The following is a 26,637-nucleotide window of genomic DNA, read 5'->3' as shown; positions in this document are numbered from 1 at the left end:
GTGATAATGAAAGTTTGAAAGTTAGGATTTAGTAATTGCTGTTACTTATATATTGGTCCATAATTATCACATGCACGGTAATCGGCTCCTTCTTTATCCATGCCAAAAGCATTCCATGCAGCAGGACGGAAGATTTCATCATCTTCCACATTGTGCATGCACACCGGAATTCGGAGCATCGAAGCCAGAGTAATCAGATCTTTGCCAATATGGCCGTAACTGATCGCCCCATGGTTGGCTCCCCAGTTGTTCATCACTGAATAAACATCTTTAAAGCCGTTTCTGTCGCACAAACGAGGAACGAACCATGTCGTTGGCCATGTTTTGTCGGTGCGAAGTGTTAATGTAAGATTCACTTCCGGATCAAGTTCAACGGTCCATCCTTCGGCTATTTGAAGCACAGGTCCAAGACCTTTCACCAGGTTCAGTCGCGACATTGTAACCGGCATCTCTCCTTTGGTGAAGAAGTTGGAAGAATAGCCACCTCCGCGGAAGTAATCACGACTTGCCGGATACCAGGTTGTTGCAGCTAGGCACTCTTCAACCTCGCTTTCGGTAATTTCCCAAGATGGTTTCATCGCAGGTTTGCCATCTTTTGTTTGTTGTCCAGTTCCATCAAGAGTTGTAGCACCCGAATTAATCAGGTGAATAATCCCGTTGGCGGCTTTCCCTGTCAGTTTCTTTCCGGTTACCCTTTCCACAGCTTCAGGGCTCCAGAAGGTACGCACGTCAGAGAATATCTGGGCTGTATTTGTTAGCAAATGACCGAAAAGCATAGCTACACCATTGCATGCATCGTTTTCAGTAGCCAATACAAATGCCTCACGAATTCCGTTCCAATCGAAAGAGGTATTCAGCATTGCTTCAGAAAAATCGCCATTCGGCATAAAGTCGGTCCATTGACGTTGTCCCTGAAAACCGGCAGCTATGGCATTATGCCCCAGTGCCTCTTCCTTGAATCCCAGTTCTTTCAATCTGGGGTTGCCTTGCATCAGGTCACGTATGATTATGGTCATCCTAACCACAAATTCCCAGTCGGCATCCTTTTCCTTGCGTGTTTTAATCTTTTCGGGAGTGTTAAAATCAGCTCCCTCATTGCACTTACAATATTTCTCGGTCCATGCCATTGCTTTGGCAAATTCCTCTTTATCATAAATTCCTTCGTTTACACGACGGATAATTTCACTCATATCAACCGATTCATTGCGCATGCCCAGGTATTCCTGGAAGAATTCGGGGCTAACAATAGAACCGGCTATACCCATTGATACACTTCCGATTGAAAGATAAGATTTTCCTCTCATGGTAGCCACAGCTTGTGCCGCACGGGCAAACCGAAGGATCTTTTCTGCCACATCTGCAGGAATCGTATTGTCTTCTATATCTTGTACATCGCGTCCGTAAATTCCGAAAGCAGGAAGTCCTTTCTGGGCATGACCCGCCAGCACTGCCGCCAGATAAACCGCTCCCGGACGTTCTGTTCCGTTAAATCCCCATACCGCTTTCGGGTAGTAAGGATTCATATCCATTGTTTCAGCACCATAGCACCAACATGATGTTACTGTAATGGTGGCTCCTACCCCTTCGCATTCAAATTTCTCAGCACAGGCAGCAGATTCAGCCACCCGACCGATGGTTCCGTCGGCAATTACACACTCCACTGGTGACCCATCGCCATTTTTCAGGTTCGAGGAGATTAAATCTGCAACAGCTTTAGCCAGGTTCATAGTCTTTTCTTCCAGACTTTCCCTGACTCCGCCCTGACGGCCGTCAATTGTAGGACGAATCCCGATTTTAGGATAGTTTTTCATAATTCTTTCAAGTAATAAGGTGTTGTTGTATTGTTTGTTAAACTCATAAATCCATACCGAACTGTGCTGATTTATATGGATAAAAAAAAGCTATAAAGAGCTTCTCATTATCACCTCAGTCGGCAGATATTCTGTTATTTGTTTGTTCTTAATAACAAAGTCGGCCGCTTTCGCTCCCATACTTTGCCAGTCTATTGTCAGTGCCGTAATGCCATTATCAATTACTTCGTATGAAGGAATATCATTATAGGCCAGCACACCTATATCTTTTCCACATTTAAGTCCCAATATTCTGCTTTGCTTAATAATATCAACCACATCTTGCAGCTTAATTACCAAATATGCCACACCTGATTGCAGCTTACATTCATCCAATGAATCGGCAATTTCACAAAGAAAGCCGTAATCAGTACAGAACTTCTCAAAATATTCCTTACTGCTTTGAGGATGCATTAAATCTTTCGGGAAAACCAGTACAAGTTTTTTATATCTCTTCAGGTTAGTGAGTACGGATTCAAGGCTTTTGTATAATCCCTCATCAAAATCCTGACAGATATATGAGTATGAAGACTTGTCAAACTTTCCAAAGTCGAGCAGTAAGAGCTTGTTCGGGTCAATCTTACTAAGTACATTCGAGAACTTCTCGTTGCTGAAATTCATCACAATGTATTTATTATATCGTCCTGCCGATTCACGAATCAATGTTTTGAACAACCGCTCATTGTATTGATGGAAAAGCAGGTCTACCTTATATCCTGCAGGAAGTTTTTTTATGAAACTGTTGTAAAGTACATCCTTGAAAGGAGAATACTGGTCGAGCAACAAGAGCACGTTGTTGAGCTTGTTCTTCACATAATATCCTTTCCCGGGAGTGGAATCAATGGCCCCACGTTCGCGTAAATCAAGAAAAGCCTTAAAAACAGTATCTCTGGAGACTTTATAATCTGCACTCAGCTGGTTGATAGAAGGAAGCAGGTCGCCTATTTTATAGGCACCCATAGATATCTCCTGACTGATTGCATCTGCCAGTTGCTTAACCTTTGTTGTCTGCTGTCCAAACTCTTTTTTCATCCAGTTACTATTACTAAACCATGCTGAACTATGCTGCGGTGCAAAGGAAGATATATTATACAAGATAAACAAGTATTCTAAATATGTTTCATAACACAAAAAGGGATATCTCGTAAGATATCCCTCTGTTTTATACTATATTACAATTTTGCAATTACTCTTCGTATAGTTTATCAATTGCTTCCTTGTAGTTGCCTTCGAGTACATTCCGCTTTACTTTCAAGGTATTGGTCAGTTCTCCTTTTTCCATGCTGAAAGGTTCCGGCAGCAGAACAAACTTTTTCACCTGTTCATAATTGGCAAACTGTTGCTGCAAAGTATCAATTCGAGATTTAAAGAGTGAAATAATGGCAGAATTCTGCAAAAGTTCCTCCATCGAAGCAAACTCAATGCCTTTTTCCTTTGCATACTCCTTCACATGCCCATAATCAGGCACAATCAGAGCCGAAACAAACTTACGCTGATTAGCGATAATTGCCACCTGGTCAATATACCTATCAACAACCAGCTTCGTTTCAAGTGCTTGCGGGGCGATATATTTCCCGTTAGAGGTCTTGAAGAGGTCTTTAATACGCTCTGTCAGGTAAAGCTCGCCATCCTTCATGTATCCGGCATCTCCGGTACGGAACCACCCGTCTTCGGTAAATGCAGTAGCTGTAACTTCCGCCTTTTCATAATAGCCCTTTGTAATGGTCTTACCACGAAGAAGGATTTCATTATCCTTTCCAATCTTCACCTCTAGGCCATCAATTAGTTTCCCCACAGAGCCAATGGTATAATCGGTCAAGGTTATGCAGGAAACTGTTGCTGTGGATTCGGTAAGTCCGTATCCCACTACCAGATTGATGCCTACAGAGTGGATAAATTCATTGATTTCATCAGAGATGGCCGCTCCGGCTGTTGGGAAGAAATTTCCGTTTTCGATTCCAATCGTTTTCTTCAGAAGGGAGAAGATTGTCTTCTCGTAAAATTTATATTTCAATCGAAGCGTTAACGGTGGAGTTTTCTCCATCCTTAAATAATCAAGATTATAGATTTTACCAATCTTGATAGCATCCATCATCAATGATTTCTTTATTCCGGTCGATTTATTGATAACCTCCTGCACACCATCATATACCTTTTCCCAGAAACGAGGCACGCTGCACATCAGCGTAGGACGAATCTCCTTGATAGTCATCTGAATATCCGTTGGACGAAGGTTTATGCATATCTGCACCCCTTTATTAATACATAGATAACACCAGGCTTTTTCGAAGATATGCGTCATAGGCAGGAAGTTCATGGAAACATCCTTGTCGGTCATGGTCAACAGGCGCAAATCATGAGTTCTGAACTGCTCCAGATAGCAGGAGTGATGAATCATTACCCCTTTCGGTTCGCCCGTGGTCCCCGATGTATAAAGAATATTGGCCAAATCTTCACTGTTCGCCTGGTTGGAACGTTCCTCAACAATGGCTTGATGCTGACGGGCCTCTCCCATTTTCAGGAATTCGTCAAAGTAGATGGAAGTGGTATCACGTTCCTCTTTCACCACAGCCCGGTCGAATATAATCAGTCGTTCAAGCGATTTACATAAAGGAAGCACACTTATTGCTGCATCATATTGGAATTGTTCGCCCACAAATAGAAAGCGGATTTCCGCATCGTTCACAATATATTGAACCTGAGAGGGAGAGCTTGTAGCATATAATGGTACGGTAACAACCCGATTGGCAAAAGCAGCAAGATCTGCATAGAGGCATTCGGGTTTATTTTGAGAGAACACCCCGATGTTTTCCTGTTCGGATACGCCCATCTCCACCAGAGCATTGGCCGCAATGTGAACCGTTTCAGAGAACTGGTTCCATGTAACCGGCATCCACTGAGCCTTATCGTAATCCCGATATTTCAAGGCCACCCGGTCGCCATATTTTTCGGCCTGGCGATGAACCAAAACAGATAAATGATGATAAGTCATATTATGTTTTTTTAATATTTCGGTGCAAAGGTATCGTTTAATTTGCAACAATTTACAAAATGATTAAAGAAATTGCATTGCATTATGCTGTATATAACAAGCTAATGCAATGCAAAAAACACATAACTTACCCAAAATGTTTCATTAAGAAAAGATATAATTAGGGATTGACAATGTAGTATCAATAAAAAACAGGGAATATTGATTCAAATCCAATTATATTCATTTTATAAAAATAATACGACGCAAGTATTTACTATTACTTAGCCAAGTTGTGAGTAACAAAACCATAAGCTATTGGCGTAAAAATCATTACAAAAACATAAAGCATAACAAAAAATCCGTTTCTCCTTTTAGTCTTTTTACTTTCATTCACCCAGATTTCACATAAATGTTTATATGTTTTTTTCTTGTATCTATAATAATTATGAACCCAAAAAATAAAAAACGAAATTATTACACAAGGCTTAGTTACTACGCCTTCAAGGTTAGGATTAAAAATGCTTATAATAACATCTGGAACCAACAAGAAGTTTAAAACTTGTACTAAAGTAACAATACTTGTTGCATAGAGCCAAGGGTCAGGATCTTTAGTCTTACTATATGCAAAATATATTCTATAATACATGTAATCAAACCATCTTAAATTTAAATATTTCATATTTTTCTATTATGTCTTATTTTTGTTTTTTATCACCATGGTATACCTATCCTCAATCTCTTTTAATCAACTTAATATTAAATACGCTTGAGTATTTATATCGCAGTACTTTTTAGAGTATACAGTAAAAGAAACCTAATGTATTAACAATATCAGGGAATATTGATTCAAATCCAATTATATTCATTTTATAAAGATAATACGACGCAAGTATCTCCAATCACATCCCCAAGTTTTTTTTAATGAAAATGTATATTATTGGCGCAAAAAAGCTTATCAAAATATATAGTAAAACAAAATAGCCGTTTCTCCTTTTAGTTATTTTATTTTCGTTTACCCAGATTTTAAATAAATATTCATATGTTTTTTTCTTATATCTATAATAATTATGAATCCATAAAACCCCCGACAATAAAACCAGACATAGCTTAACCAATTTATCATAATTGGGATTAAAATAGTTAGAATAAGAAATACGTATAACACATAGTGGAGGCAACAAAAAGTTAAAAACTTGTACCACAGTAACAATATTTATTGCATAGAGCCAAGGGTCAGGATCTTTAGTCTTACTATATGCCAAATATATTCTATAATATATGTAATCAAACCACTTTAAATTTAAATATTTCATATTATTCTATTATGTCTTATTTATGTTTTCTACCACCATGGTATACCTATCCTCAATCTCTTTTAATCAACTTGTCATTCACAAAAGTCAGACAGCACATTTTAGTATCATAAAGAACCAAAAGTTTGATAACAAATATATACTATTCGATTGATTAAATATTAATTATTATCAAAATATTTTTTCAGGGAAACTCTTTCTAAGTTTGTCATAACATTTGCTATTTCCTTCATAATGAACAACATAATATATCATGTTGCCAATCCTGACCCACCAATAAGCCAACTGCATTTTATATGGGAAAAGACAAAAGAGCCAACCAGTACTAACCCATTCAATGTGAGCAACTAAACAAAACATCGGGAAAAACTAACCAAAACAACGCCAATGATTAGTCCAATCATGTACATGTTTCACCCCAATCTTGTACATGATTGGATTCAATCTTGTACATGATTACCCCTTAATCTTGTACATGATTGGGCTAATGCGTCTCGACGTTTTAGCTAATTGATAGAATAGTTTTTGTAATCTCCGGTTTAGCCCCAGCTACTTCCATCTTTATCTATTTTAATGACTGACGGACAATCGATTAACTCTGATGCACGAATTACATTAAGTTCAAAGTCAAAAAGGTGTATATTTACCGATATTGAACTTGGTGTTACCTTCTCCACCTCCGGAAAACACCATTTATTGATGGTCTATGCACACAAAATGAGTGATACATGAGAAGTCACGCGCTAGTCACGCAGGAAGTCACGCACCTATATCGCTCTGATTATAAATACATTACAAGCCAAGTGTGTGACTTGCGCGACTTGCGTGACTTCTTGAAAACAATTTTATGGAGAAATGTAGAATGACAATCAGAAGTAACCGGAGTTGAAGGCAGATAAAAATATAAAGGCAATGCATTGAACAACTGCATTAATCATGCAGATTGCCAATGATCCATCCCTTCAGTCAAAAACCGGGAAGTATTTCTTATAATTATTTATTTATGATTATATTTGTGTTTAAAATGCAAAAATTAATGAATACAGAATATCTACTATCAGAAGCGGTAGGCATGCTTAAATCTCTGATTTCCATCCCCTCTTTCAGCAGGGATGAAGAGGCAGCCGCCGACTATCTGCAGAATTATATCGAATCCATCGGCATCGAGACACGAAGAAAAGGGAACAACATTATCTGTGTGGCTCCGATGTTCGATCTGAAAAAACCAACCATCCTGCTCAATTCGCACATCGACACGGTGAAGCCGGTAAACGGATGGCGAAAAGATCCATTCAACCCCGTTGAAGAGAATGGAAAGCTGTTCGGTTTGGGCAGCAATGATGCCGGTGCAAGCCTGGTATCGCTATTTCAGGTGTACCAGGAACTGTCGAAAACAAGGCAGGAGTACAACCTTATTTTCGTGGCTTCGTGCGAAGAGGAGGTTTCAGGAAAAGAGGGCATCGAGAGTGTACTCTCCGAACTTCCACCCATAGCGCTGGGCATTGTGGGTGAACCCACGGAAATGCATCCTGCCATTGCGGAAAAAGGGTTGATGGTGCTGGATGTAACCAGCTTCGGCAAGGCAGGTCATGCGGCACGTAACGAAGGAGAGAATGCAATCTACAAGGCATTGGAAGATATCCAGTGGTTCAAGGAGCATCGCTTCAAAAAAGAGTCACCTTTGCTGGGGCCTGTAAAGATGAGCGTTACCCAGATAAATGCCGGGACACAGCACAATGTAATCCCCGACAGGTGCACCTTTGTGGTGGATATCCGGAGCAATGAGCTTTACTCTAACGAAGAGCTGTTTGCCGATATAAAGAAGCATGTAAAAAGCGAAGTGAAAGCCCGCTCATTCCGACTCAATTCGTCGCGGATTGAAGAGAATCATCCGTTTATAAAACGCGCAATCAAGATGGGAAGAGCGCCATTCGGGTCGCCCACCCTGTCGGACCAGGCGTTGATGCCCTTCCCCAGCGTGAAGATCGGTCCGGGAAAATCGTCGCGTTCGCATACGGCCGATGAATACATATTAATCAGTGAAATAGAAGAAGCTATTAACCTTTACCTGCAACTGCTGGACGGACTAACCATTTAGCCTATGACTGCCAAAGAACGATACAGAGAGCTATGTCTGGAGGAGAAAAGTATTCCTCTGTTCTGCCGCGACTGGTGGATGGATGCCGTATGCTTTGATGCCTGGGATGTTCTTCTGGCGGAAGAGAAGGGAGAGATTATGGCAGCCCTGCCCTATCACCTGAGAAAAAAGCTGGGATTCAGCTGTGTGCTGCAACCACAACTGACCCAGTACAACGGTATCTGGCTGAGAAAGAAGCAGACCGAAAGCGACTACGAGCGTTTATCATACGAAAAGAAGATATTCGGCAGGTTAATTGAACAGCTAGAAAAGCTGAACCTCTCCTTTTACCAGCAATGCTTCCACATGAGTATAACCAACTGGCTCCCGTTCTACTGGAAAGGCTTCAGGCAGACCACCCGCTATACTTACCTAATCAGCGGCATCGGCAATCCCGAAAAGGTGTTTGCACGGTTCAGCCCTGCCAAGCAGAGACAAATCAGGAAGAGCGAGAAGAGACTACACCTCAGTTTGGATATGAAACCCAACGAGTTTTACAGCCATCATAAGCAATCTCTGAAAGAACGTGGAGAAGAGATAAGCTACTCCTACGAACTGTTTCTGCGAATCTACAAGGCTACACAAACGCATAATGCCGGACAGCTTTTCTCTATTAAGGATGATGCGGGAAATGTCCATACTGCGCTTTTCACGGTGTGGGATCAGAACTCCGCTTATACACTGGTATACTCTATTTCACCCCAATACGCTTCTTCCGGCGCATCGACTCTCGTTATCAGGGAAGCAATCAAGTTTCTGACAAACAAAACCCGCAACTTCGACTTCGAAGGGAGCATGGTGGAAGGTATAGAGAACTCGTACCGCCAATTCGGGACAATACAAAAGCCCTATTTCCTGATTGAGAAGAACTATTCGCGCGTATTTAAGCTGCTGTTTTCGCTCTATAAGCGAGATTGAAGTATCTGTCTGTAAATGGATATCAGGTTTTCTGTCACCACATCAGGTCCGGCAACAGAGGCGGCATGAACAGAAATGGCCTTTCCATCGAACCTATTACGGTTGGTTACCATTTCCAGCATGGCATTTGCCAATGCAGCGACATCCTCTACCGGCACGCGATAACCTTCGTTATGTGAAACAACGGCTTCGGGCACAACTTCCGTACATACTACCGGCAAGCCTGTACTTATGGCTTCGAGTATAGCAATGGGCTGCGCTTCCACCCGGCTTGACATCACAAAAGCATCGGCTCCACGAAGTTCCTCAAGCACACCATCAGGCTCCAGCCATCCGGTAAAAGCAATCAGTTCTTTATTCCTGCAATTGGACAATATATCCTGAAATGCCTTTTGCTCAAAGTTCTCTCCCACCATCCGCAAGCGGACATTCTTCATTTTTGCACAAACCAAATCGAATGCGGGCAGAAGGATATCGTATCCTTTCACATCATAGAACCCATTAACCGAAACAAACGTGAAAGTTTCTTTAGGTTCCCTTGGCATATAATGAAAAAAAGAGGTATCAAGAATATTCGATATCGTTTTAATTGGAATATCCTTCTGAAGAAACTCCTTTATTTTGGGAATCTGCTGGTCTGATACAGGAATAATATACGATGAATTGGAGAATCCTTTCTCCAAAAAAGGGGTATAATGTGGTAAAAAGGATTTCTGGGCAAGAGACGAACGCATGCCGAAAATGCCCCTGTGCTCGGTAATAACATAGGGGATGCCATATTTCTCTTTTATCAGGAAAGCCGCATAACCACCCCACGTACAACTATGCACATGAATCAGATGAGGTTTACCGTATTTTTCAACGTATTCATCGAATAGTTTCACAGTCCGGTTGCACCACGCCTTTATGTTACCGATGTTTTGTTTAGGTAATCTGCGGTAGTAATAGCGATAGGTCAGCACTCCGTCCTCTATCGCTTCAAAGGATTTCCAGGGTGCAGTCACAGCTTTCAGTCGGTACTTTTTCCAGGGCAGCACCACATTGGCAAGGATGTGCACTTCTATTCCTTTCTGCTTCAGGAAAATGGCCTGATCCTTGCAAAACTGTCCCCCTTCGGGAAGGTACCAAGAAGGTAATTGTAATATTCTTATGTTTCCGGAAATATCATTCATCTCTTTATGTACTTATTGTAAAAAACACCCAATGCTTGTTTAAAGTCAATCCTAAATGCCATATAAATCAACGCATACAAAGGATACTTTATTGTCAGAGAAACATTCAGGCGTCCCCTTTTTGTCATCTCAGGAAGCCGTCGCATACTATCCGCAAGCCTTATCAGCTGCTTTTCCCTAACCGCATCTCTATTGCTCACCCGCAACAACAAGATAAGCAGTTTATATTTATGATAGTTCAATAAAGAGAGCTTATGCTGGTATGATGCAGAAAACCTGTGAAGCATTTCGCTGGTAGCATCTACCGATGCAATCCTGTCTTCCAGCATCTCATATTCACTCTTCCTGATGCTGTAGGTAATGGATTGCTGATTTATGCAATAAACATAATAAGCGGCAGGAAGAAGACATATTGATTCTGCCTTTAGCAGAATTTCAGTATTAAACAGGAAATCATCTCCCCAACTGACATTAAGTTTGTAAAACAACAAATCGGCAATAAGCGCACGTTTTACCACCTTACAGCATGCTGCTCCATTAAATATCGGCTGAATTTTACTTTTATTTTCCCTGAAAAGCCCATCCTCTTTAAAATGTCTATCCTGAATCCACTCTCCCGAATCATCCACCAGATAATCGTACACAACGATATCCGCTCCTGTTTCCATGCATTTCCGGTGGAGAGCAGCAAGGGCACCCTGTTGCAGCCAGTCATCCGAATCAACCTGCATAATATAATTGCCACTAGCAGCCTGAAGTGCAGTAGTACGTACAACTGAGATTTTCTTTCTTTCGGGCAGCTGCATCACTTTCAGCCGGGGTTCATCCCGTTGATAGTCGGTCAGAATGGAAAAGCTATCATCCGTCGATGCATCGTCGACACATATCACCTCGAAAGTTCCTTCAAAATCCTGGGTAAATAGTGAGTCGAGACATCTTTTCAGGTAAGGCGCGACATTATAAACCGGTATGCAAATCGATATATCCATAGCAATTTCATTAGATTAGATGAAAGATTTCAGATAGCTCAACAACCTTTGCTTTTGTTCTTTTCTGAGAACCAGCATAAAAGAGAGAATCAGTGCCACGCATCCAACAACTATAATAGCAATGCAAAGCTGAAATAGCTGACCTACCGAAATAAATAATCCGTAGACATAAGCCAGTAGAGCGGAAAGAAGCAGCACGAATAATATCTTTAGAAAATTGATAAACAAAGCACGTTTTTCAGAAAAGTTATACAATCTTGAAAAACAGTATGAACAAAGAATGTAGCTCTGCAAAATAACAAAAATAGAAGAGATTACCAGCATATAGAAAATATAGGTTTCGTCTCCTCCGGAGAACTCACATAACAATATTGAAACAAGCAGATTGATTGCCCCGATTATAACAGTCCACAATGCAGGAACCTTTAAATAGTTCCAGGCGCGGTACACAAAGGCAAAAACTCCTGCAGCAGCATAAAATGGAATAACATAGAGTTTTAGAATCATCCATGGAAAGTATGACGTATAATTAGGTCCAATCCAAAGAGTAATAATCGGCTTGCAGAAACCAATAATCACCCCTGCCAGAAGCGCAGCCATTAATCCGACATACAACGAGTTCTCTACAGCCAACGATTTCACCTTATCATGTTCCTCTTTTGAATAGGCAATTAATATAAGAGGCCCGAAAAGTGAGGAGATAACACCTATTGAAGTCATTATATAATTGCCAAAATCGGATACTGCACCCAAAATTCCAGATTCGCGAACAGACCAGTATTTATTGACGATAAAATTGTCAATCCGGTAAAGACCGGTATCACCTACTTGTTGAATGATAACAAAGACTGTCATGGAAAGAACTGCCAAAAGAGCTTTCTTATTAAGATGTCCTGCAGAAATCTCGATCTTGTTATTCACCGTGCGACGATATACGACATAGCTGAAACAGAGGATTATGAATTCTGTAAGAAAAAGAACGAAGCCTATAAATCCAACGTCTTTGCTAAAAAAAAGAAAAAAACAGATGGTGAATACAACCTTCAGAGCCGAACGGAGTATCTTGACCACATTCATCAAATCAATCCTATTCAACGCATACAATGTGATATTAAGCAAACTTGAATAGAGTGACATTAAAAAGCTTATCAGCGTAAATGAGAAAAGCCATTTAGCTGAAGAGAGCAAATTGGCCGGTATATTAAATACCCTGTCCAGATTAGATACAAACCATATAAAGAAAGGGAGCAGACAACACCCTATCAAAGTAATGATAAGAAAGCTACTGCTCAGATACCTGGAAGCTTCTTTGTACTTTCCCTGTTGAAGACTAACAGAATAGAACCGGGTAAGAGAACCTGTCAGCGAAGTTGTGACTACGCTGATATACTGATTCACAATAAAAGCTAACGGTACAACTCCGTAGGCAGCAACGCCTAAGCACCGGATCAGGTAAGGGGTGTAAAAGAGGCCAACAAAAACACCGACCAACAAATTGATTATGTTGGATACAAAGTTTTTATTTACCTGATTTGTCACACCCATTTAAATTATTAAACTATAACTTATCATCCCCTCTTACCGGCTAACCCAAGATTCCGGATTCAGTTTGGAGGTCTCCTTGCGCAACTGGAAATGCAATACGGTACGGTTTCCGTCAGATGGGTCGGAATATACCCGACCAATGGACTGACGCGTGCTTACCTTCTGCCCCTTGCTTACGGAAGCCGATGAAAGATTGCAATATACCGAGATGTAGTTTCCGTGACGAATGATGATATTCGCCAATCCGCCAACCTGGAATACAGCCGATACCTCTCCATCGAAAATGGCACGTGCCTGTGCGCCTGGTTGTCCTTGTATATCGATTCCTTTATTGTCGAGTTTTACATTCTTCAATCCATCTACCGCATATTCTCCGTAGTGGCTTACAACCAGATAAGAACCGGTAATAGGCATTGGCAGGCGACCTTTATTCCGTTCAAAGCTTCCGGAAATAATACGATCGGCACTATCCATTGAGTAAACCGGTGCCGGAGTAGCAGCCTTTTTCGAAGATTTAGAGGAAGATTTTCCTGACGATTTGGAGCCTTTCTCGGCCACCTCTTTCTCTGACTCCCGCTCTGCCGCTTTCCTACGAGCCGCTTCTTCGGCAGCAGCTTTTTTGCGAGCCTCTTCTTCGGCACGTTTACGTGCTTTTTCCACCTCAATGGCAATCAAACGGTCTATCTGTGCATTCAGTTTGCTGGCCTCCTTGCGATGCTTTGAGATTTCGCCCTGTAATCCTTTCTGTTTCTTCTGCAGTCCGGCAACTACCGTCCGTTTCTGCTTTTCCTGTTCTTCAAGCTTTTGCTTTTCCCTTTCGCGTTCTGTAAGCAGATTCTCCTTGGCGGTTTTCACCTCCTCCATTTCATTCTTCTTACGCCCTATCTGTGCCTGTCTTTTCAGAATCTCTTCACCTTGTATGCGTTGGTAGGTGGCATACTCGTTCATGTAACGAAGACGACGGTAAGTCTGGCTCAGATTATTTGCCGAAAAGATGAACATCAACCTTTCTTGAATGGATTTATTTTTGTAGAGGTACTTAACAGACGATTCATATTTTTTCTTTTTATCCAGTAAATCGCGTTCCAATGCACGCAACTGCTGCGATAAGCTGGTAACTTCACAGTCTATCGACTGAACATCTTTTCCGATTACCTCAATATATCTTTTTCTTTCTTCGATCTGTCCCATCAGGGTGTTCAGTCCCCGGAGCTGGCTTCCCACATCTTTTTTGGTGCTCTTCAGAAGCCCTTCCTTTATGGAGATTTCTTTCTGAATGGCCATGCGTTTGTTTTCCAGTTCTTTAATCTTCCTGTTTGACTGCGCAGAAAGATTCGATGCTATCAGAATAGTTGCCAACAAGAATAAAAACTGCTTCATAATCCTAATAACACTTTTACAAGTTCATTAAAGTCCATTTTTTTATACTTAGACGAAACGGTGGTGGGGTAATCCCATTCGCCATTATCGCTTAATTTAGATAAGTCTATAGAAGCCGCGAAAGGTTTCTTTCCACCTTCGAAAGAGATATCCATCCGGGCGGGAAAACTTTTCGTACCGAAAGGCTGAAAATCGTTATATTTCCAGTTTAACTGGTAAGGCGCCGAGACAGTGGAGATGTTGCTTTCGACCAATTGACCGGTATTGGGGGTAGCCGAGAAACTGTAAAGGAAATCCTTTGATTGTTTCTTTATCTCCATCGTTTTATTGTCAGCACTGGAACGAACCGTAAATTCCGAAAGTAATTTCGTGTCGAGTTCTTTGTTCCCTGGCAGAAAAAGCGCATTGGTAAACAGCGCCTGAAGCGTGTAAAAGTCCATATCGGTTTTAGCCATGGCAATGAGCTCAGGAATAGATTCTTCTACATATTGCTTGTTAATCCGATCAATAATCAGCACTTTGGTCGGGGTAAATTCCACTCTTCCGGCCTCAATACCAAGGAAAGGGACAATCGATAACTGAATAACCTCATTCTTCTTGATGCGGAGTGTACCATTGACAGAGATGTCTTTTCCGTTTGAGGAGAGAGTAAGCTTCATTTTGGAAGAGAAGCTGGTTATTTCAGGAGAGTTTTTTGCAACGTTCCCCAGGTAATTTAACTCTTCAACCATTGCAGTCTCGGCTGGTTTGCTTATCATCTTACCCGATTTACAGGAAGAGAGAAACAATATCGGAAAAACAAGAGCGATGCCAAGCATCATCCGACCTTTTCCTCCACACATCAATACACTTTTTCTCATTCTGCAATATATTTCTTTTGTTCAATCTTCTTTTTCAAGGTCTTGGATTTACTGCCCATTTCACTGGCCTTGATCCAGTATTTCAGCGCCTCATCCTTTGAACCCGCCATATATAAAATATCTCCGCAATGCTCTGTCACCACATCACTCTTATCGCCACCTTTTTTCATGGCATCTTCGATATAAATCTTCGCTTCTGAATATTTCCCTTTGATAAAGAGAATCCAAGCATAGGTGTCCAGAAATGTGTCATTATTCGGTTCGGCCTTAATGGTTCTGTAGCTCATCTCTTCTGCTTTATCAAGGTTTGTCTTCTCAACGGAGAGGAAGTATGCATAATTGTTCAGTGCACCATTATTTTCGGGATTGTAAACCAATGCCGAGTCATAAGCTGCAAAGGCCATATTGTTCTGTTCTTTAGTATGATAGATATCTCCCATCATGCTGTAAAAGTCGGATACCATTTTTTTATCGCTGGTAGATGTTACGTGAGTAAGTCCCTTTTTAAAAACCGCAAGCGCATCATCCACACGTTCGGCCTGATAGTATGAAAGTCCCAGATAAAAATAGAACTCAATAGCCTCCGGAGTCACTTCAAGAGCCGGTTCGCATATTTTGATTGCCTCTTCATAATCATTCTTCTTGATGGAATAGCTAAGCAGCTGAAGTCGTGCCGGAACATTTTCGGGTGTCAACTCAATAATCTGTTTTAATACAGGAACCGATTCTTTTTCCATCCCTTTTGCCAAAAGATACTGCACATATAACATCGGTATCTGTGTATCCTCCTGCTCGCCTTCCATCATTCTCTGAAAAAGAGGAATGATACGTGTGCTGTCTTTCCCACCCTGCTGGGAATTGACAATCATCTGACGCATGATATCAACCTTGATTTCGTTATCTACCTTTTTATTCAGTAAAACGGAATCAATTTGCTGTTCATAGAGTTTGGTCTGTCCCGTTTGTTCATAATAGCCTGCTAGTGAAACCTGTACCTGTGGATTCCCCGGTTCTATGGAGAGAACTTTCTGATAAGTGGCATATGCCTCCTTAGGTTTACCGTTATTTAGATAAACATCTCCCAATACGCAGAGATAGCGCATATCATTTGGATACTCATTTGCGAGGCTTTCTATTTCGTTGAACGCTTTCTTGTGGTCATCCATCAACAAATAGATGCGGAATTTTTCCATGCTTATCTGCTCGTTCTTCCCGTTTATCTTCTCAAATCGATCGAGAGTCTGAATCACTTTGGGATAATCTTTTGTCTGATTATACAGATCGATCAATGCCATCAGCGGGTCTTGCCTTTCCGGGAACTGGTTCGACATCCGTTCGAACGCCTCAATTGCTTTTTGGGTATTCCCTTGTTGCTGATATAGGGATGCCAAAGTCTGGTGATACCAGTAATTATCGGGGGCATTCTGAACTGCTTTCTCCATACAGGCAAGTCCTTTTTCGGGCTGCTTCAGGTAGAAATAGTATTGAGATATTTCGGACAAGGAAGAAGCCGCATTGGGATCAATGTCCAGGCAGTGTTGGTACAGTTCAAATGCCACATCGAAGGAACCTTTAGACTTTTGACGTGTAGCCTCCAGAAAAAAGTAGTCGTATTTTTGCTGCTGATCAGGAGACAACCTGTTTACAACGGCTGCTACAGACGGTTCGGGAACCCGTTGGGTAGTTTTCTGTGATGATGACCCACAGGAGGATAATAAGAGTAATGCCGACAATGCACCAATGTGCCAGGTAGCAAAACCAGCCTTTACCGGCTTCAATCTGTCTGTTTGAGATAAACTCAATAATGCAACCATATTTATGCTTTAAGAATTAACCTATTTTACTTTCTGTTCAAGCAACTCTGGTATAGAGTGCTTTATTTTTATTTTTTTCCGGTATGACCAAATCCGCCTTCACCACGTTCGGTTTCATCGAGCACATCCACCTGCTCCCATTGAGCTTGTTCGTGACGGGCAATAATCATCTGAGCCACACGCTCGCCATCCTGTATGATAAACTCCTCGGCAGACAGGTTTACTAGGATAATACATATCTCACCTCTGTAATCGGCATCAATGGTACCAGGGGAATTCAGGACTGTAATTCCTTTCTTGATAGCAAGTCCGCTACGGGGACGAATCTGAGCTTCGTATCCTTCGGGTAAAGAGATATAAAGTCCGGTTGGGACAAGACATCTTGCTAATGGTTTCAGAACAATTGGTTCCGAAATGTTGGCACGAATATCCATTCCGGCAGATAAGCTGGTTTCGTAAGCAGGAAGCGCATGTTTCGACTTATTAATAATCTGAATTTTCATAATCATTCTTACTTCTTAAATTCTACAGTAAATAGTTTGTCGTTACTATGAAACGGAAAGTTACGTAAAAATCACGCTATTACATAACTAATTTGCGAAAATACGTATTTCATAGCAATTAACGGCTTTATTAAAGCCTTTTTTATATTTTTGCAGGTAAATAAACAGTATAAAGAAATGAATTGGAGAGATTTGATTTCAGCGAAACGCTTTGGCATGGAGGTGCTTCACCATCACCGGGAGGAGAACCGTTCTGAATTTCAGCGTGATTACGATCGTCTGGTATTTTCGGCACCTTTTCGTCGGTTGCAGAATAAGACTCAGGTTTTCCCGCTGCCAGGAAGTGTCTTTGTCCACAACAGGCTGACGCACAGCCTTGAGGTTTCGTGTGTGGGACGCTCTTTGGGAAATGATGTTGCCAAAGGACTTCTTCTGAAACATCCGGAGTTGCACGACTCTTTTATTTCTGAGATTGGTTCAATCGTTTCGGCTGCCTGCATGGCTCACGACCTGGGAAACCCACCGTTTGGCCATTCGGGAGAAAAAGCCATCTCCACCTATTTCTCGGAAGGAAAAGGAGTGGCGCTGAAAGATAAAGTAAAGCCGGAAGAATGGGAAGATATCATTCACTTTGAGGGAAATGCAAATGCATTCCGATTGCTGACTCATCAATTTGAGGGAAGACGGAAAGGGGGATTTGCCATGACTTACTCTACTCTCGCTTCTATTGTGAAATACCCCTATTCATCGAGACTAGCCGGAAAGAAATCTAAATTCGGCTTTTTCGTTTCGGAAGAGGACGATTTCAAACGAATCGCTACAGAACTGGGAATGACCTGCCTAAACGAGGATCCACTCAAATTTGCCCGCCATCCATTGGTATATCTGGTTGAAGCCGCCGATGATATTTGCTATCAGATGATGGATATTGAAGATGCCCATAAGCTGAAAATTTTGACAACAGAAGAAACTAAAGAACTGTTGATGGGATATTTTAGTGAGCAACGATTGAGCCATATTCATGAAACAATGAAGATTGTAAGCGATACAAACGAACAGATAGCTTATCTGCGTTCGTCCGTGATTGGTCTGCTAATCAAGGAGTGCACAAAGGTGTTCCTGGAAAACGAAGAAGCTATTCTGGCTGGCAAATTCGAGGGAAGCCTCATTAAACACATTGCCGATAAGCCAAAAGCAGCCTACCAGCATTGTGAATCGGTATCTCTGGCCAAAATATATCGTTCGAGTGATGTGCTTGACATTGAACTGGCTGGATTTCGGGTAATCAGTACCTTGATTGATTTGCTGATTGATGCGGTGAGTTCGCCCGAAAAGGCTTACTCGCAACTGCTCATCAATCGCATTTCGAAACAGTACAACGTCAATGCCCCCACTTTATACGGGAAAATACAGGCGGTACTGGATTACATCTCGGGCATGACCGATATTTACGCCCTTGATTTATATCGCAAAATAAAAGGAAACAGCCTGCCAGCGGTATAATTAGACCCCTCTTACGATAACAGTTTACACTTCAGGAGATAAGGCGTTTATCTCCTGATTTTGAATTTCCCGTAAACTAATTTCCCATCGGAGGTTATTCCTTCGATAACCACAGAATAGTCGGAAGAGGAATCCGAGGAATAAAAATTCAGAAGGCCCTTTCCATCGCTTGAGATTGAGACATCCGGGTTCCAGTAAACGGTAGTTCTAGTGTCTATTGTTCGTTGCTTCTGCTGCTCTTCTGTTTCATAACATGGGGAATAGAACTCCTTGGTAACCTGGTAGCCAAGAGGGGTAATAAACTTCACATTATCAATATCCAGAGGTCTTGAATGTTTTGCACCTTTTTTCATTGTGATTAGAATAGCACCACTGATGGCGGAAGGTCCTAAAATTGTAGTTTGTGCACCCTTGACAATTTCAATTTCTTCAACATCCTCGGGCATATATGTATCTAACATGTCTGATGTGATTTCAAATCCATCAACCAGAATAAGAGGTGCCGAAGATTCTTCCGAATGAATTTTCCCGGATTGATACCTTGTGATATATACATTCTCGCCAGACACAGTCAATCCCGGAGTCATCATTAGCAGATTGAGCATACTTGTAGGATGCATCTTTTCTATCTGCTCACTTGTAACCGTTTGGTTAAAACCGGAGGATGCCCAGTGCTTTGTATCATTATCATCCGCCTGTGCTGAAGCTGTAACAACAACCTGTTCGAGCAAATGAATCTTCTGTCTCATATTACCCTTTTTACTCATCATTGCAAAATACTCATCATCAGAATTATTTGCTGTGTTAGATGCATTCGGATTTCTTTTCGACAATATAGGTAACAAATCCCCAGAAGGAGAACAATAGGTTGAATCTACAGAAACTTTCACATGACTACTTCCCTTTGGGCTCTTACTTTGAACCAATAACCTCGTGTTTTCGGGGAAAATCAGATTGGAAAAAACAAATCGGCCATTGTGGTCAGTTTGCATCTCCATCATCTTTCCATAATCAATTGCCAGAAGTGTTACAGGATAATTATCAGCAGGTTTATTGAGGCTAAAGCCACTTTTCACTGAACCTGAAATCTGTTGTCCCAATTCTACGGGGCATTTAGGGGACTCGAAATCCTTTTTCAGTATTTTCTCCACATTGTATCTACGCCATCCCTGAGTCATCATCAGCAAGTCAAGGTTCTTCAAAGCATTCGGATCTTTGTCAGTAAAATAATAAGCAGGAGACTCAATGTAGCCTTTTAGCTCAGAAGTCAGCAATAAAGAGGAGAAAATATTCATACAGTTGTCTGGCTTAATATCGCCATCATCAGTGACGGAAACTGAGACTCGACCTTCAAGCGGTTTATTATTATTGTCGGTAACCAGAATCTCCACCCGAACATTTTCCCTCTTCGTATAGGACGGTTTATTCGTAGAAAAAGCCACCTTTGCCAAATCATTCATATTAGTATTGAACACCAGCCTTTCACTAATGGGATGATTGTTTTCGTCAACTAGCAAAAGCTGTATCACACCAGCAGGGAAGATTTTCCGGTCAAACAGTACCATCTCTTTACGTTTATCCCACTTTTCAGTGTAAATCAACATTCCCCGACAGTGAACAATCAGAGACAGATTATCCGGCAAATCTGTTCCTGATGATTTATTTACTGACACATACAGTTTGTCTTTCCACCAATCAGTCCGCAACGACATCTTATTATCCACAGTTACTGCAGGTAAGTAGAAACGTTTTTGCTGATTTAATGCATTCTTACATACCACAAAGATAGTTTTATTGATTTCAGGAAGAATTGCGAATGAACCCATACCTAAATGTTGCGAACTGAAATCAGCTAGGGTATCACCAACAGAAGTAATAACATACCCACTTATATCCTCACTCAAGCCAGAAGAATTTATAGCTTTAAAAGCAACCCTATTCACTGCACCAGCCAATAAATTTCCACCTTCGGGAAAAAATGAAACATCAAAATCAACCTTCTGCTTTGGTATGTTGATAAATTCTTTCTGCACAGCTCCATTCAAATTATACTCCAGCAATATCCCATCGTTCCTGATTTGGTCTGGCTTTAGTTTTGTCTGTATAATGTTGTCCCTGCCTATCAAAAGATCATTGCTTTTACCCTGGGCATTATAAAGAGATACTTTATCCGGTTTTACCGGGGTAGAAACGTTTTTGTCCCGAAACCGAAATTCCGCACTGACATCTTTCGGGCTGCTGCCAATCTTAAAACTAGCATCACAATGATATCTATCTGTAAGATAATTGCCAATCCGGATAGATCTTTTGAAAAAATAAGATTCGTCCATACCCATCATGTATTGAGTATAAAAGCGTAATTGGTAGTTACCGACAGGTAAATCTGAGGCAAGTGGAATATATCCTGAAAAGGCGATGCTATCTTTCCAAATTTTCACTCTAGAGGTGATCTCATTAAGAGGATTGATCAGTTCTGCATAGACATAATTGCTACGTGTCTCAGTTAGATGCGTTTGGGCATCGACCAAATATGGGCGAAACCAAATAGTATCTCCTGCCATATATGCTGATCTGTCTGTCTGGGTATAGATCTTCTCCTGAGGGAATAGACTTAATTGAATATTAAAATATTGACGAACAGAGTCGACGGGATTGTTAATGATAGGTTTCCCAAAAGTTATTTGGGAAAAGAGACAGAAGCAAAACAGGAAAAATCTACATCTCATACCAAAATGAATTTAATTTATATTTCATAATGAGGAATTCTTTATGTCCCATCTTTTATGAGCAATTATATACCTGATCACAAATGTGTTAATCATAGCATCTCTGCCTTCACAAAAAAATCTTATTCTTCGGCTGATCAAAGGAAATTTCGGTAAAGGATGATTAAGGATGACCAAATAGGAGTTTTACTCTCCGTTAGCGTTAACGGAATCTGATGGATAACTAATTACTCAGCTTTCATCAACTGCTAATTGTGGCCAAATATAATTATATCTTTTTCTATTTTTATTCAAAAGCAGTATAAAATATCTGGATTTAAATAAAATAGAAGATTCACTTACATCTGTTATCAAAATAATATATCCAGAGCAAGATTATTTGCTCAAGTAATTGTTGTTGGTAAAACAGAATAAGACATCTGAACCTCCATCAAAAAGAAAGAGGATGAATCGCAAAGATCACCCTCCTTATCATATATCTAAAAAATTTCCTGTTTATAGTTGCTGTTCCGATTTCATCGGTACATATTCCATAGTAACTAGTGACGGGTCCAAATCCAGAATCTGGGTATCCGATGTAGAATACTTCTTGATGAGATAATAAAGCAACAGAATTGATTTCTTTATTGCAGGCAGCTGCACATTACGGGCAATTCGTTCCACTACAACGAACCGGAAGTCTCCCTCAACCTTATTATCTCGTAGCGACGGATAGCGGCTTAACAGATCTACATCTCCATTCTCTTCCATCTCTTTACATATCAGATGGACGAATTTATCCATATGCACCCCTTGTTTGAATCCGGCATAGACATCTAAACGGAACATCTTTTGTGGAACAAATGTCTTCACGGTATATTTAAAGTGATAGGGCTCATCACTACGGTGGAGATATACAAACCAGTATGTATCTGCTCGTTTAGGTTGTTTGTTGATAAGTGAATATGATATTTTACTCTCCATTTCATCGGGATATTTGGCACGAGTAACATATACAAGATGTGTTGCAAATTTGGGTATAGTTTCATCTTCACTAATTTTCTTCAAACACTCTATTGTCGGATTAATTGGTTCGTAAGCTGATGCATGGTTCTTGATACGTCGACCGTTATACCAGATATACATCACAAAGAAAATCAATCCGGCAATCAATATGGTAGCCCAACCACCATGGGCAAATTTAAACACATTACCAATAAAGAAGCTGGTTTCAACGGTAATAAAGAAAAGGGTTAACGGAATACTCAATGCATATGGAACTTTCTTAAACTGAAAATACATAAAGAGCAACAGAGTAGTCATCAGCATCGTAATTGTAATTGAAAGACCGTAAGCCGCCTCCATGTGAGAAGAAGAACCGAACGCAATCACAATGAGTGTACACAATGCCATCAATGCATAGTTCACTTGAGGGATATACATCTGTCCTTTTATTTCAGTTGGGTATTTAATGCGAATATTAGGCCATATATCCAATGAAATAGCTTCACTTATAATGGTGAAAGAACCGCTGATTAACGCTTGACTGGCAATGATGGCAGCCATTGTCGCCATAGCGACTCCTATAAAAGAGAACCAGCTCGGCATAATGCAGAAAAATGGATTGATATCTGTTACAATTTCGCTTGGATGGGTAATAATCCATGCTCCTTGCCCTAGATAATTCATTATCAAGGTAGCTTTTACATATACCCATGACACTCGAATATTATGCAAGCCACAGTGTCCAAGGTCAGAATAGAGGGCTTCGGCTCCTGTAGTACAGAGGAATACTGCACCTAAAATGATTAATGCATCGGGAGCGTTGATTAGTACCTTTATGGCATAATAGGGATTGAATGCTTTAACAATGATGGGATACTGCAGAAAAGCGAAAAATCCGAGAATGCCAAGCATTGTAAACCATAAGAACATAATTCTGCCGAAAGGTTTACCTAGACGTGCTGTACCAAGTGGTTGAAGCAGAAAAAGTGCCACAATAATAGCCACCGTAACAGGAATAATAGGAATAGAAGGAACCAGGACATTCAATCCTTCGACCGCCGAAATAACTGTAATGGCGGGTGTAATAATGCCATCGGCAAGCAACGTGGAAGCTCCAATCATAGCAATAACATAGGTCCAGCGATACTTTTTCCGGATCAATGCAAAGAGAGAGAGAATTCCACCTTCACCATTATTATCGGCCCTTAGAGTGACAATTACATACTTGACAGTTGTTTGCAGTGTCAGAGTCCAGATAATACATGAGATAGCTCCGATAATATAATCAGGGTTAGAACGAAGGGCTTCGGGAAATCCATTTACAATGGCTTTCATTACGTACAACGGAGAAGTTCCGATATCTCCATAAACAATCCCGATTGCCAGGAATATGCCCATAATTCCAAAGGGCACTTTGTGCTGGTGTTTCATTTTTTTATACTCTTAAAAAACTCCGCAAAAATAAGTAAAAATAGTAAGTATTTATACAAACTTATAGAATATTAATCTGCGAAATGACTGATAAACACTAATTTTAGCTTTATCTGCCTTTTTTATGAAGATTCTTCAGATAAAGAAGCAAAAAAGTTATATCAAAGAACTTCTGTAGCATGATGAAACGATCCGTTATTTCTTCGTTATGAGCCGCTCAAATTTTGTTCATTACTTGATTTTGTCTTGTTTTTAAGCTTTTTGCTTGACTAGTAATACAGTTTATTTAAACCGAATAAAAGGCAAAAACAGATAAAATCAAGAGACAAAAAAGATGTGCACAAATTATTCGAAGGAAATTCACAAAGGTAGAAATCAATTTATCAAACAAGAATTGTGCTATTTATGTTTATTTTCGGCTTTTATTTTTGGAATAATTGTACCTGACAATTGAGTTGCCCGGCTTCATATATCTATAAAAAAAAGAGAGGTTTTCCTCTCCTTTCTGATATCAGCACTAATATTAATCGTTTAATAAATAATCTTGTTGGCTCCAGAAGTGATAACACAATCTTGTGGATGGTTCTTAGCGAAAGATTCAATGTGACGAATGCGCTTTTCTTCGAGAATTTCGTCAACAGCAATCAGGATTCCTGTTTCTTCAACGTCACCAAAGCCATAATTAATAGCTGTACCAAACATCTTCATAGTTGGAGAAAGTCCCATATATGCGTTAACCAGTGGAGGTATATTGTATCCCAACTTGCGAACTTCAGTATTTAGAATCTTATAATCTTCCTTGAATGACTTTTTGTTGAATATCCTTGCAAGATCTTGCTCATCAGATTCCATTTCTAAAGGTCTGGTAGGAGTTATCAGATTCTCCTTATCGCCAAAATGCTTTTTAAGAAAATAAAGAATCATATCACGTCCTTGACGATGAAAACTAGGATACATAGTCACTTTCCCAAAGAAGTATTTTACCGATGGCATAATGACAGTTAACGCTCCTAATCCATCCCATAGATTATCCAGAGCAAAAAGACCTTTTGAACCAGCCCTGGTTGACTGGTATTCGAGCGTAACAAATGAACGACCCAATTCAATGGTTGTAGGCAGATATTCTTTGATGAATTTCTCTGAGAAATCGAACATGTGAGATGTGGCCAGAATAGGATGTCCTTTTTCATCAAAACGAACATCTGTTCCAAGGATATACCTGTAACCTCCAAGTATTTCTTCAGCATCCGGATTCCATACAATGAGTTGCTTATAAGGGTTCTCCATCGTATCGTATTCATCAATATCTAATGAAAGTCCCGTACCTCCTCCAGCAGCACGAAAAGCAACTTCTCGTAAACGACCTATTTCACGCATCACATTAGGTGAATCTTGATGAGTAATAATATAGATAAAATTATTGCTCTTATTGGTCATTCGCAAGCGTTTATCGTCTGTAAGTTCAGCTTTCAGAATTTCTTTACTGACCGGTTTTATTATATCATCCATTGTTTTATTTATCCTTTTGTATTTTTAGCTTATATACCATTTCCCTCACAAAATCAGCCCATTCAGCAGGTGACTTCGAATCATCGAATGTTTGCCAGGAAATTGGTTTTCCAATTGTCAGTGTAAATGTTTTATGTCTGTTTTTAAACATCTCATTTGCCAGATATAGCATTTCGATGTTAGCCTTGATGCCAAGCTTTTTTCTAATATTAGCGAGATTATAGAAGAAATCTGAATTCTGTCCTTCAAAGTACATTGGTACTACATCACGCTGCGTTTGTACGCTTTTTACAATAAAGGCTTTTTTCCATTCAAGATCCTTGATTACACCATTTTGCCTCCGCGAACAGATTCCGGCTGGAAACATAATAAGATGGTTATCTGATCTAAAGCCGGCTTCAACCATAGCTGGGAAATTTCTGGCCTGCGAACCTGTTTTGTTTACTGGAATACACAATGGCGCCAGATTATGAAGATTCATCAGCAAATCGTTTACCAAATACTTGATTTTACCGTTATAATGTTTACCCAGCACATACCCTACAGCAACGCCATCCAATCCACCCAACGGATGATTTGATACAAACGTACAGAGTCCGTCCTTAGGAAAATTCTCTGCACCTTTTACGTCAACTTTTGCATCAAGAAAATCCATGGAAGCTTCAAGAAAATCTACACCGACTCTGTCTCTCACCCTCAACAGAAACTCGTTAAGCTCTTCCTGATGAACAATTTTTTTCAGATAAGAAGCTACAAATTTGGGGATATATTTAGATTTACCCGGAGCTTTTGTTCAGAGTACTTTGTCAATGTCAATTAGAAATATTGAGTCGTCAGCCATTCGTTATTAATATATCAAGTCGCAAAATTAACCCATCTTTTGAATTCTGCATAAAGATTAATAAAAAAAAAGTTCTAAAGGGCTCAAATTCTTTCCAAAATCTACTTTTTAGGAACAAAGTGATAACAGAACAAGAAAATTACTAAACTAAATAGAATGAGCACTAAATAATTTATTGTACATTTGTG

The 26,637-nt window shown here is 40.3% G+C and carries 17 protein-coding genes and 1 pseudogene; 3 read left to right on the top strand and 15 right to left on the bottom strand.

Annotated elements, in window-relative coordinates; genetic code table 11:
• Positions 1–41 precede the first annotated feature (41 nt).
• The 4 genes from fucI to ABWU87_RS12155 form a co-directional block, all read right to left on the bottom strand.
• Positions 42–1,811: an L-fucose isomerase gene (fucI, locus tag ABWU87_RS12170; protein WP_353331082.1), complete on the bottom strand. Its 1,770-nt coding sequence runs from the start codon at positions 1,809–1,811 to the stop codon at positions 42–44.
• A gap of 90 nt (positions 1,812–1,901) precedes the next feature.
• On the bottom strand, positions 1,902–2,882 hold the full coding sequence (locus ABWU87_RS12165; RefSeq protein ID WP_353331080.1) for a GntR family transcriptional regulator: 981 nt from the start codon (positions 2,880–2,882) through the stop codon (positions 1,902–1,904).
• Between the two features lie 154 nt (positions 2,883–3,036).
• Positions 3,037–4,842, bottom strand: a complete 1,806-nt coding sequence (locus ABWU87_RS12160) for an AMP-dependent synthetase/ligase (RefSeq protein WP_353331078.1) — start codon at positions 4,840–4,842, stop codon at positions 3,037–3,039.
• Between the two features lie 259 nt (positions 4,843–5,101).
• A complete protein-coding gene (locus ABWU87_RS12155) occupies positions 5,102–5,503 on the bottom strand; it encodes a hypothetical protein (RefSeq protein WP_353331077.1) in 402 nt (133 codons plus the stop codon).
• Positions 5,504–7,173: 1,670 nt separating this feature from the next.
• Between ABWU87_RS12155 and ABWU87_RS12150 the strand changes: the two genes are divergently transcribed.
• Positions 7,174–8,235, top strand: coding sequence for a M20 family metallo-hydrolase (locus ABWU87_RS12150; protein ID WP_353331075.1), 1,062 nt, complete (start codon positions 7,174–7,176; stop codon positions 8,233–8,235).
• A 3-nt stretch (positions 8,236–8,238) separates the two neighbouring features.
• Complete coding sequence (locus tag ABWU87_RS12145; protein ID WP_353331073.1) at positions 8,239–9,192, top strand: hypothetical protein; 954 nt, start codon at positions 8,239–8,241, stop codon at positions 9,190–9,192.
• Here the strand turns inward: ABWU87_RS12145 and ABWU87_RS12140 are convergent.
• From ABWU87_RS12140 to dut, 7 genes are all read right to left on the bottom strand, one after another.
• Entirely contained in the window at positions 9,177–10,364 is a 1,188-nt protein-coding gene (locus ABWU87_RS12140) for a glycosyltransferase (RefSeq protein WP_353331071.1), read from the bottom strand. The genes ABWU87_RS12145 and ABWU87_RS12140 overlap by 16 nt on opposite strands.
• Positions 10,361–11,353 carry a glycosyltransferase family 2 protein gene (locus tag ABWU87_RS12135; protein WP_353331069.1) on the bottom strand — a complete coding sequence of 331 codons (993 nt, stop codon included), beginning with the start codon at positions 11,351–11,353 and terminating at the stop codon, positions 10,361–10,363. Before ABWU87_RS12135 ends, ABWU87_RS12140 begins: the two co-directional genes overlap by 4 nt.
• Positions 11,354–11,368: 15 nt before the next feature.
• Positions 11,369–12,892, bottom strand: a complete 1,524-nt coding sequence (locus ABWU87_RS12130; RefSeq protein WP_353331067.1) for a lipopolysaccharide biosynthesis protein — start codon at positions 12,890–12,892, stop codon at positions 11,369–11,371.
• A 39-nt stretch (positions 12,893–12,931) separates the two neighbouring features.
• Complete coding sequence (locus tag ABWU87_RS12125) at positions 12,932–14,278, bottom strand: murein hydrolase activator EnvC family protein (RefSeq protein ID WP_353331065.1); 1,347 nt, start codon at positions 14,276–14,278, stop codon at positions 12,932–12,934.
• A complete protein-coding gene (locus ABWU87_RS12120) occupies positions 14,275–15,138 on the bottom strand; it encodes a DUF4292 domain-containing protein (protein ID WP_353331063.1) in 864 nt (287 codons plus the stop codon). Before ABWU87_RS12120 ends, ABWU87_RS12125 begins: the two co-directional genes overlap by 4 nt.
• Positions 15,135–16,952, bottom strand: a complete 1,818-nt coding sequence (locus tag ABWU87_RS12115) for a tetratricopeptide repeat protein (RefSeq protein WP_353331061.1) — start codon at positions 16,950–16,952, stop codon at positions 15,135–15,137. The genes ABWU87_RS12120 and ABWU87_RS12115 overlap by 4 nt, the downstream gene beginning before the upstream one ends.
• Before the next feature lie 68 nt (positions 16,953–17,020).
• On the bottom strand, positions 17,021–17,455 hold the full coding sequence (dut, locus tag ABWU87_RS12110; protein ID WP_353331059.1) for a dUTP diphosphatase: 435 nt from the start codon (positions 17,453–17,455) through the stop codon (positions 17,021–17,023).
• A gap of 177 nt (positions 17,456–17,632) precedes the next feature.
• On the opposite strand from dut, the gene ABWU87_RS12105 reads away from it, so the two are divergent.
• Positions 17,633–18,958 carry a deoxyguanosinetriphosphate triphosphohydrolase gene (locus ABWU87_RS12105; RefSeq protein ID WP_353331057.1) on the top strand — a complete coding sequence of 442 codons (1,326 nt, stop codon included), beginning with the start codon at positions 17,633–17,635 and terminating at the stop codon, positions 18,956–18,958.
• Positions 18,959–19,005: 47 nt separating this feature from the next.
• Here ABWU87_RS12105 and ABWU87_RS12100 read toward each other — a convergent pair whose 3' ends face one another.
• The 4 genes and pseudogenes from ABWU87_RS12100 to ABWU87_RS12085 form a co-directional block, all read right to left on the bottom strand.
• Positions 19,006–21,684, bottom strand: a complete 2,679-nt coding sequence (locus ABWU87_RS12100; RefSeq protein WP_353331055.1) for a TonB-dependent receptor plug domain-containing protein — start codon at positions 21,682–21,684, stop codon at positions 19,006–19,008.
• A 495-nt stretch (positions 21,685–22,179) separates the two neighbouring features.
• Positions 22,180–24,099, bottom strand: a complete 1,920-nt coding sequence (locus ABWU87_RS12095) for a KUP/HAK/KT family potassium transporter (RefSeq protein WP_353331053.1) — start codon at positions 24,097–24,099, stop codon at positions 22,180–22,182.
• Positions 24,100–24,630: 531 nt separating this feature from the next.
• Complete coding sequence (locus ABWU87_RS12090; protein ID WP_353331052.1) at positions 24,631–25,608, bottom strand: GNAT family N-acetyltransferase; 978 nt, start codon at positions 25,606–25,608, stop codon at positions 24,631–24,633.
• Between the two features lie 4 nt (positions 25,609–25,612).
• Positions 25,613–26,449, bottom strand: a pseudogene (locus tag ABWU87_RS12085) (1-acyl-sn-glycerol-3-phosphate acyltransferase).
• Positions 26,450–26,637 lie beyond the last annotated feature (188 nt).

This window comes from Bacteroides sedimenti (assembly GCF_040365225.1).
Lineage (GTDB): Bacteria > Bacteroidota > Bacteroidia > Bacteroidales > Bacteroidaceae > Bacteroides > Bacteroides sedimenti.
This window is presented reverse-complemented; position numbering and strand designations above follow the sequence as displayed.

Bases quoted from the DNA above. Each gene is read 5' to 3' on its own strand.
- fucI (WP_353331082.1), bottom strand. From the start codon at position 1,811: ATGAAAAACTATCCTAAAATCGGGATTCGTCCTACAATTGACGGCCGT.
- ABWU87_RS12165 (WP_353331080.1), bottom strand. From the start codon at position 2,882: ATGAAAAAAGAGTTTGGACAGCAGACAACAAAGGTTAAGCAACTGGCA.
- ABWU87_RS12160 (WP_353331078.1), bottom strand. From the start codon at position 4,842: ATGACTTATCATCATTTATCTGTTTTGGTTCATCGCCAGGCCGAAAAA.
- ABWU87_RS12155 (WP_353331077.1), bottom strand. From the start codon at position 5,503: ATGAAATATTTAAATTTAAGATGGTTTGATTACATGTATTATAGAATA.
- ABWU87_RS12150 (WP_353331075.1), top strand. From the start codon at position 7,174: ATGAATACAGAATATCTACTATCAGAAGCGGTAGGCATGCTTAAATCT.
- ABWU87_RS12145 (WP_353331073.1), top strand. From the start codon at position 8,239: ATGACTGCCAAAGAACGATACAGAGAGCTATGTCTGGAGGAGAAAAGT.
- ABWU87_RS12140 (WP_353331071.1), bottom strand. From the start codon at position 10,364: ATGAATGATATTTCCGGAAACATAAGAATATTACAATTACCTTCTTGG.
- ABWU87_RS12135 (WP_353331069.1), bottom strand. From the start codon at position 11,353: ATGGATATATCGATTTGCATACCGGTTTATAATGTCGCGCCTTACCTG.
- ABWU87_RS12125 (WP_353331065.1), bottom strand. From the start codon at position 14,278: ATGAAGCAGTTTTTATTCTTGTTGGCAACTATTCTGATAGCATCGAAT.
- ABWU87_RS12120 (WP_353331063.1), bottom strand. From the start codon at position 15,138: ATGAGAAAAAGTGTATTGATGTGTGGAGGAAAAGGTCGGATGATGCTT.
- ABWU87_RS12115 (WP_353331061.1), bottom strand. From the start codon at position 16,952: ATGGTTGCATTATTGAGTTTATCTCAAACAGACAGATTGAAGCCGGTA.
- dut (WP_353331059.1), bottom strand. From the start codon at position 17,455: ATGAAAATTCAGATTATTAATAAGTCGAAACATGCGCTTCCTGCTTAC.
- ABWU87_RS12105 (WP_353331057.1), top strand. From the start codon at position 17,633: ATGAATTGGAGAGATTTGATTTCAGCGAAACGCTTTGGCATGGAGGTG.
- ABWU87_RS12100 (WP_353331055.1), bottom strand. From the start codon at position 21,684: ATGAGATGTAGATTTTTCCTGTTTTGCTTCTGTCTCTTTTCCCAAATA.
- ABWU87_RS12095 (WP_353331053.1), bottom strand. From the start codon at position 24,099: ATGAAACACCAGCACAAAGTGCCCTTTGGAATTATGGGCATATTCCTG.
- ABWU87_RS12090 (WP_353331052.1), bottom strand. From the start codon at position 25,608: ATGGATGATATAATAAAACCGGTCAGTAAAGAAATTCTGAAAGCTGAA.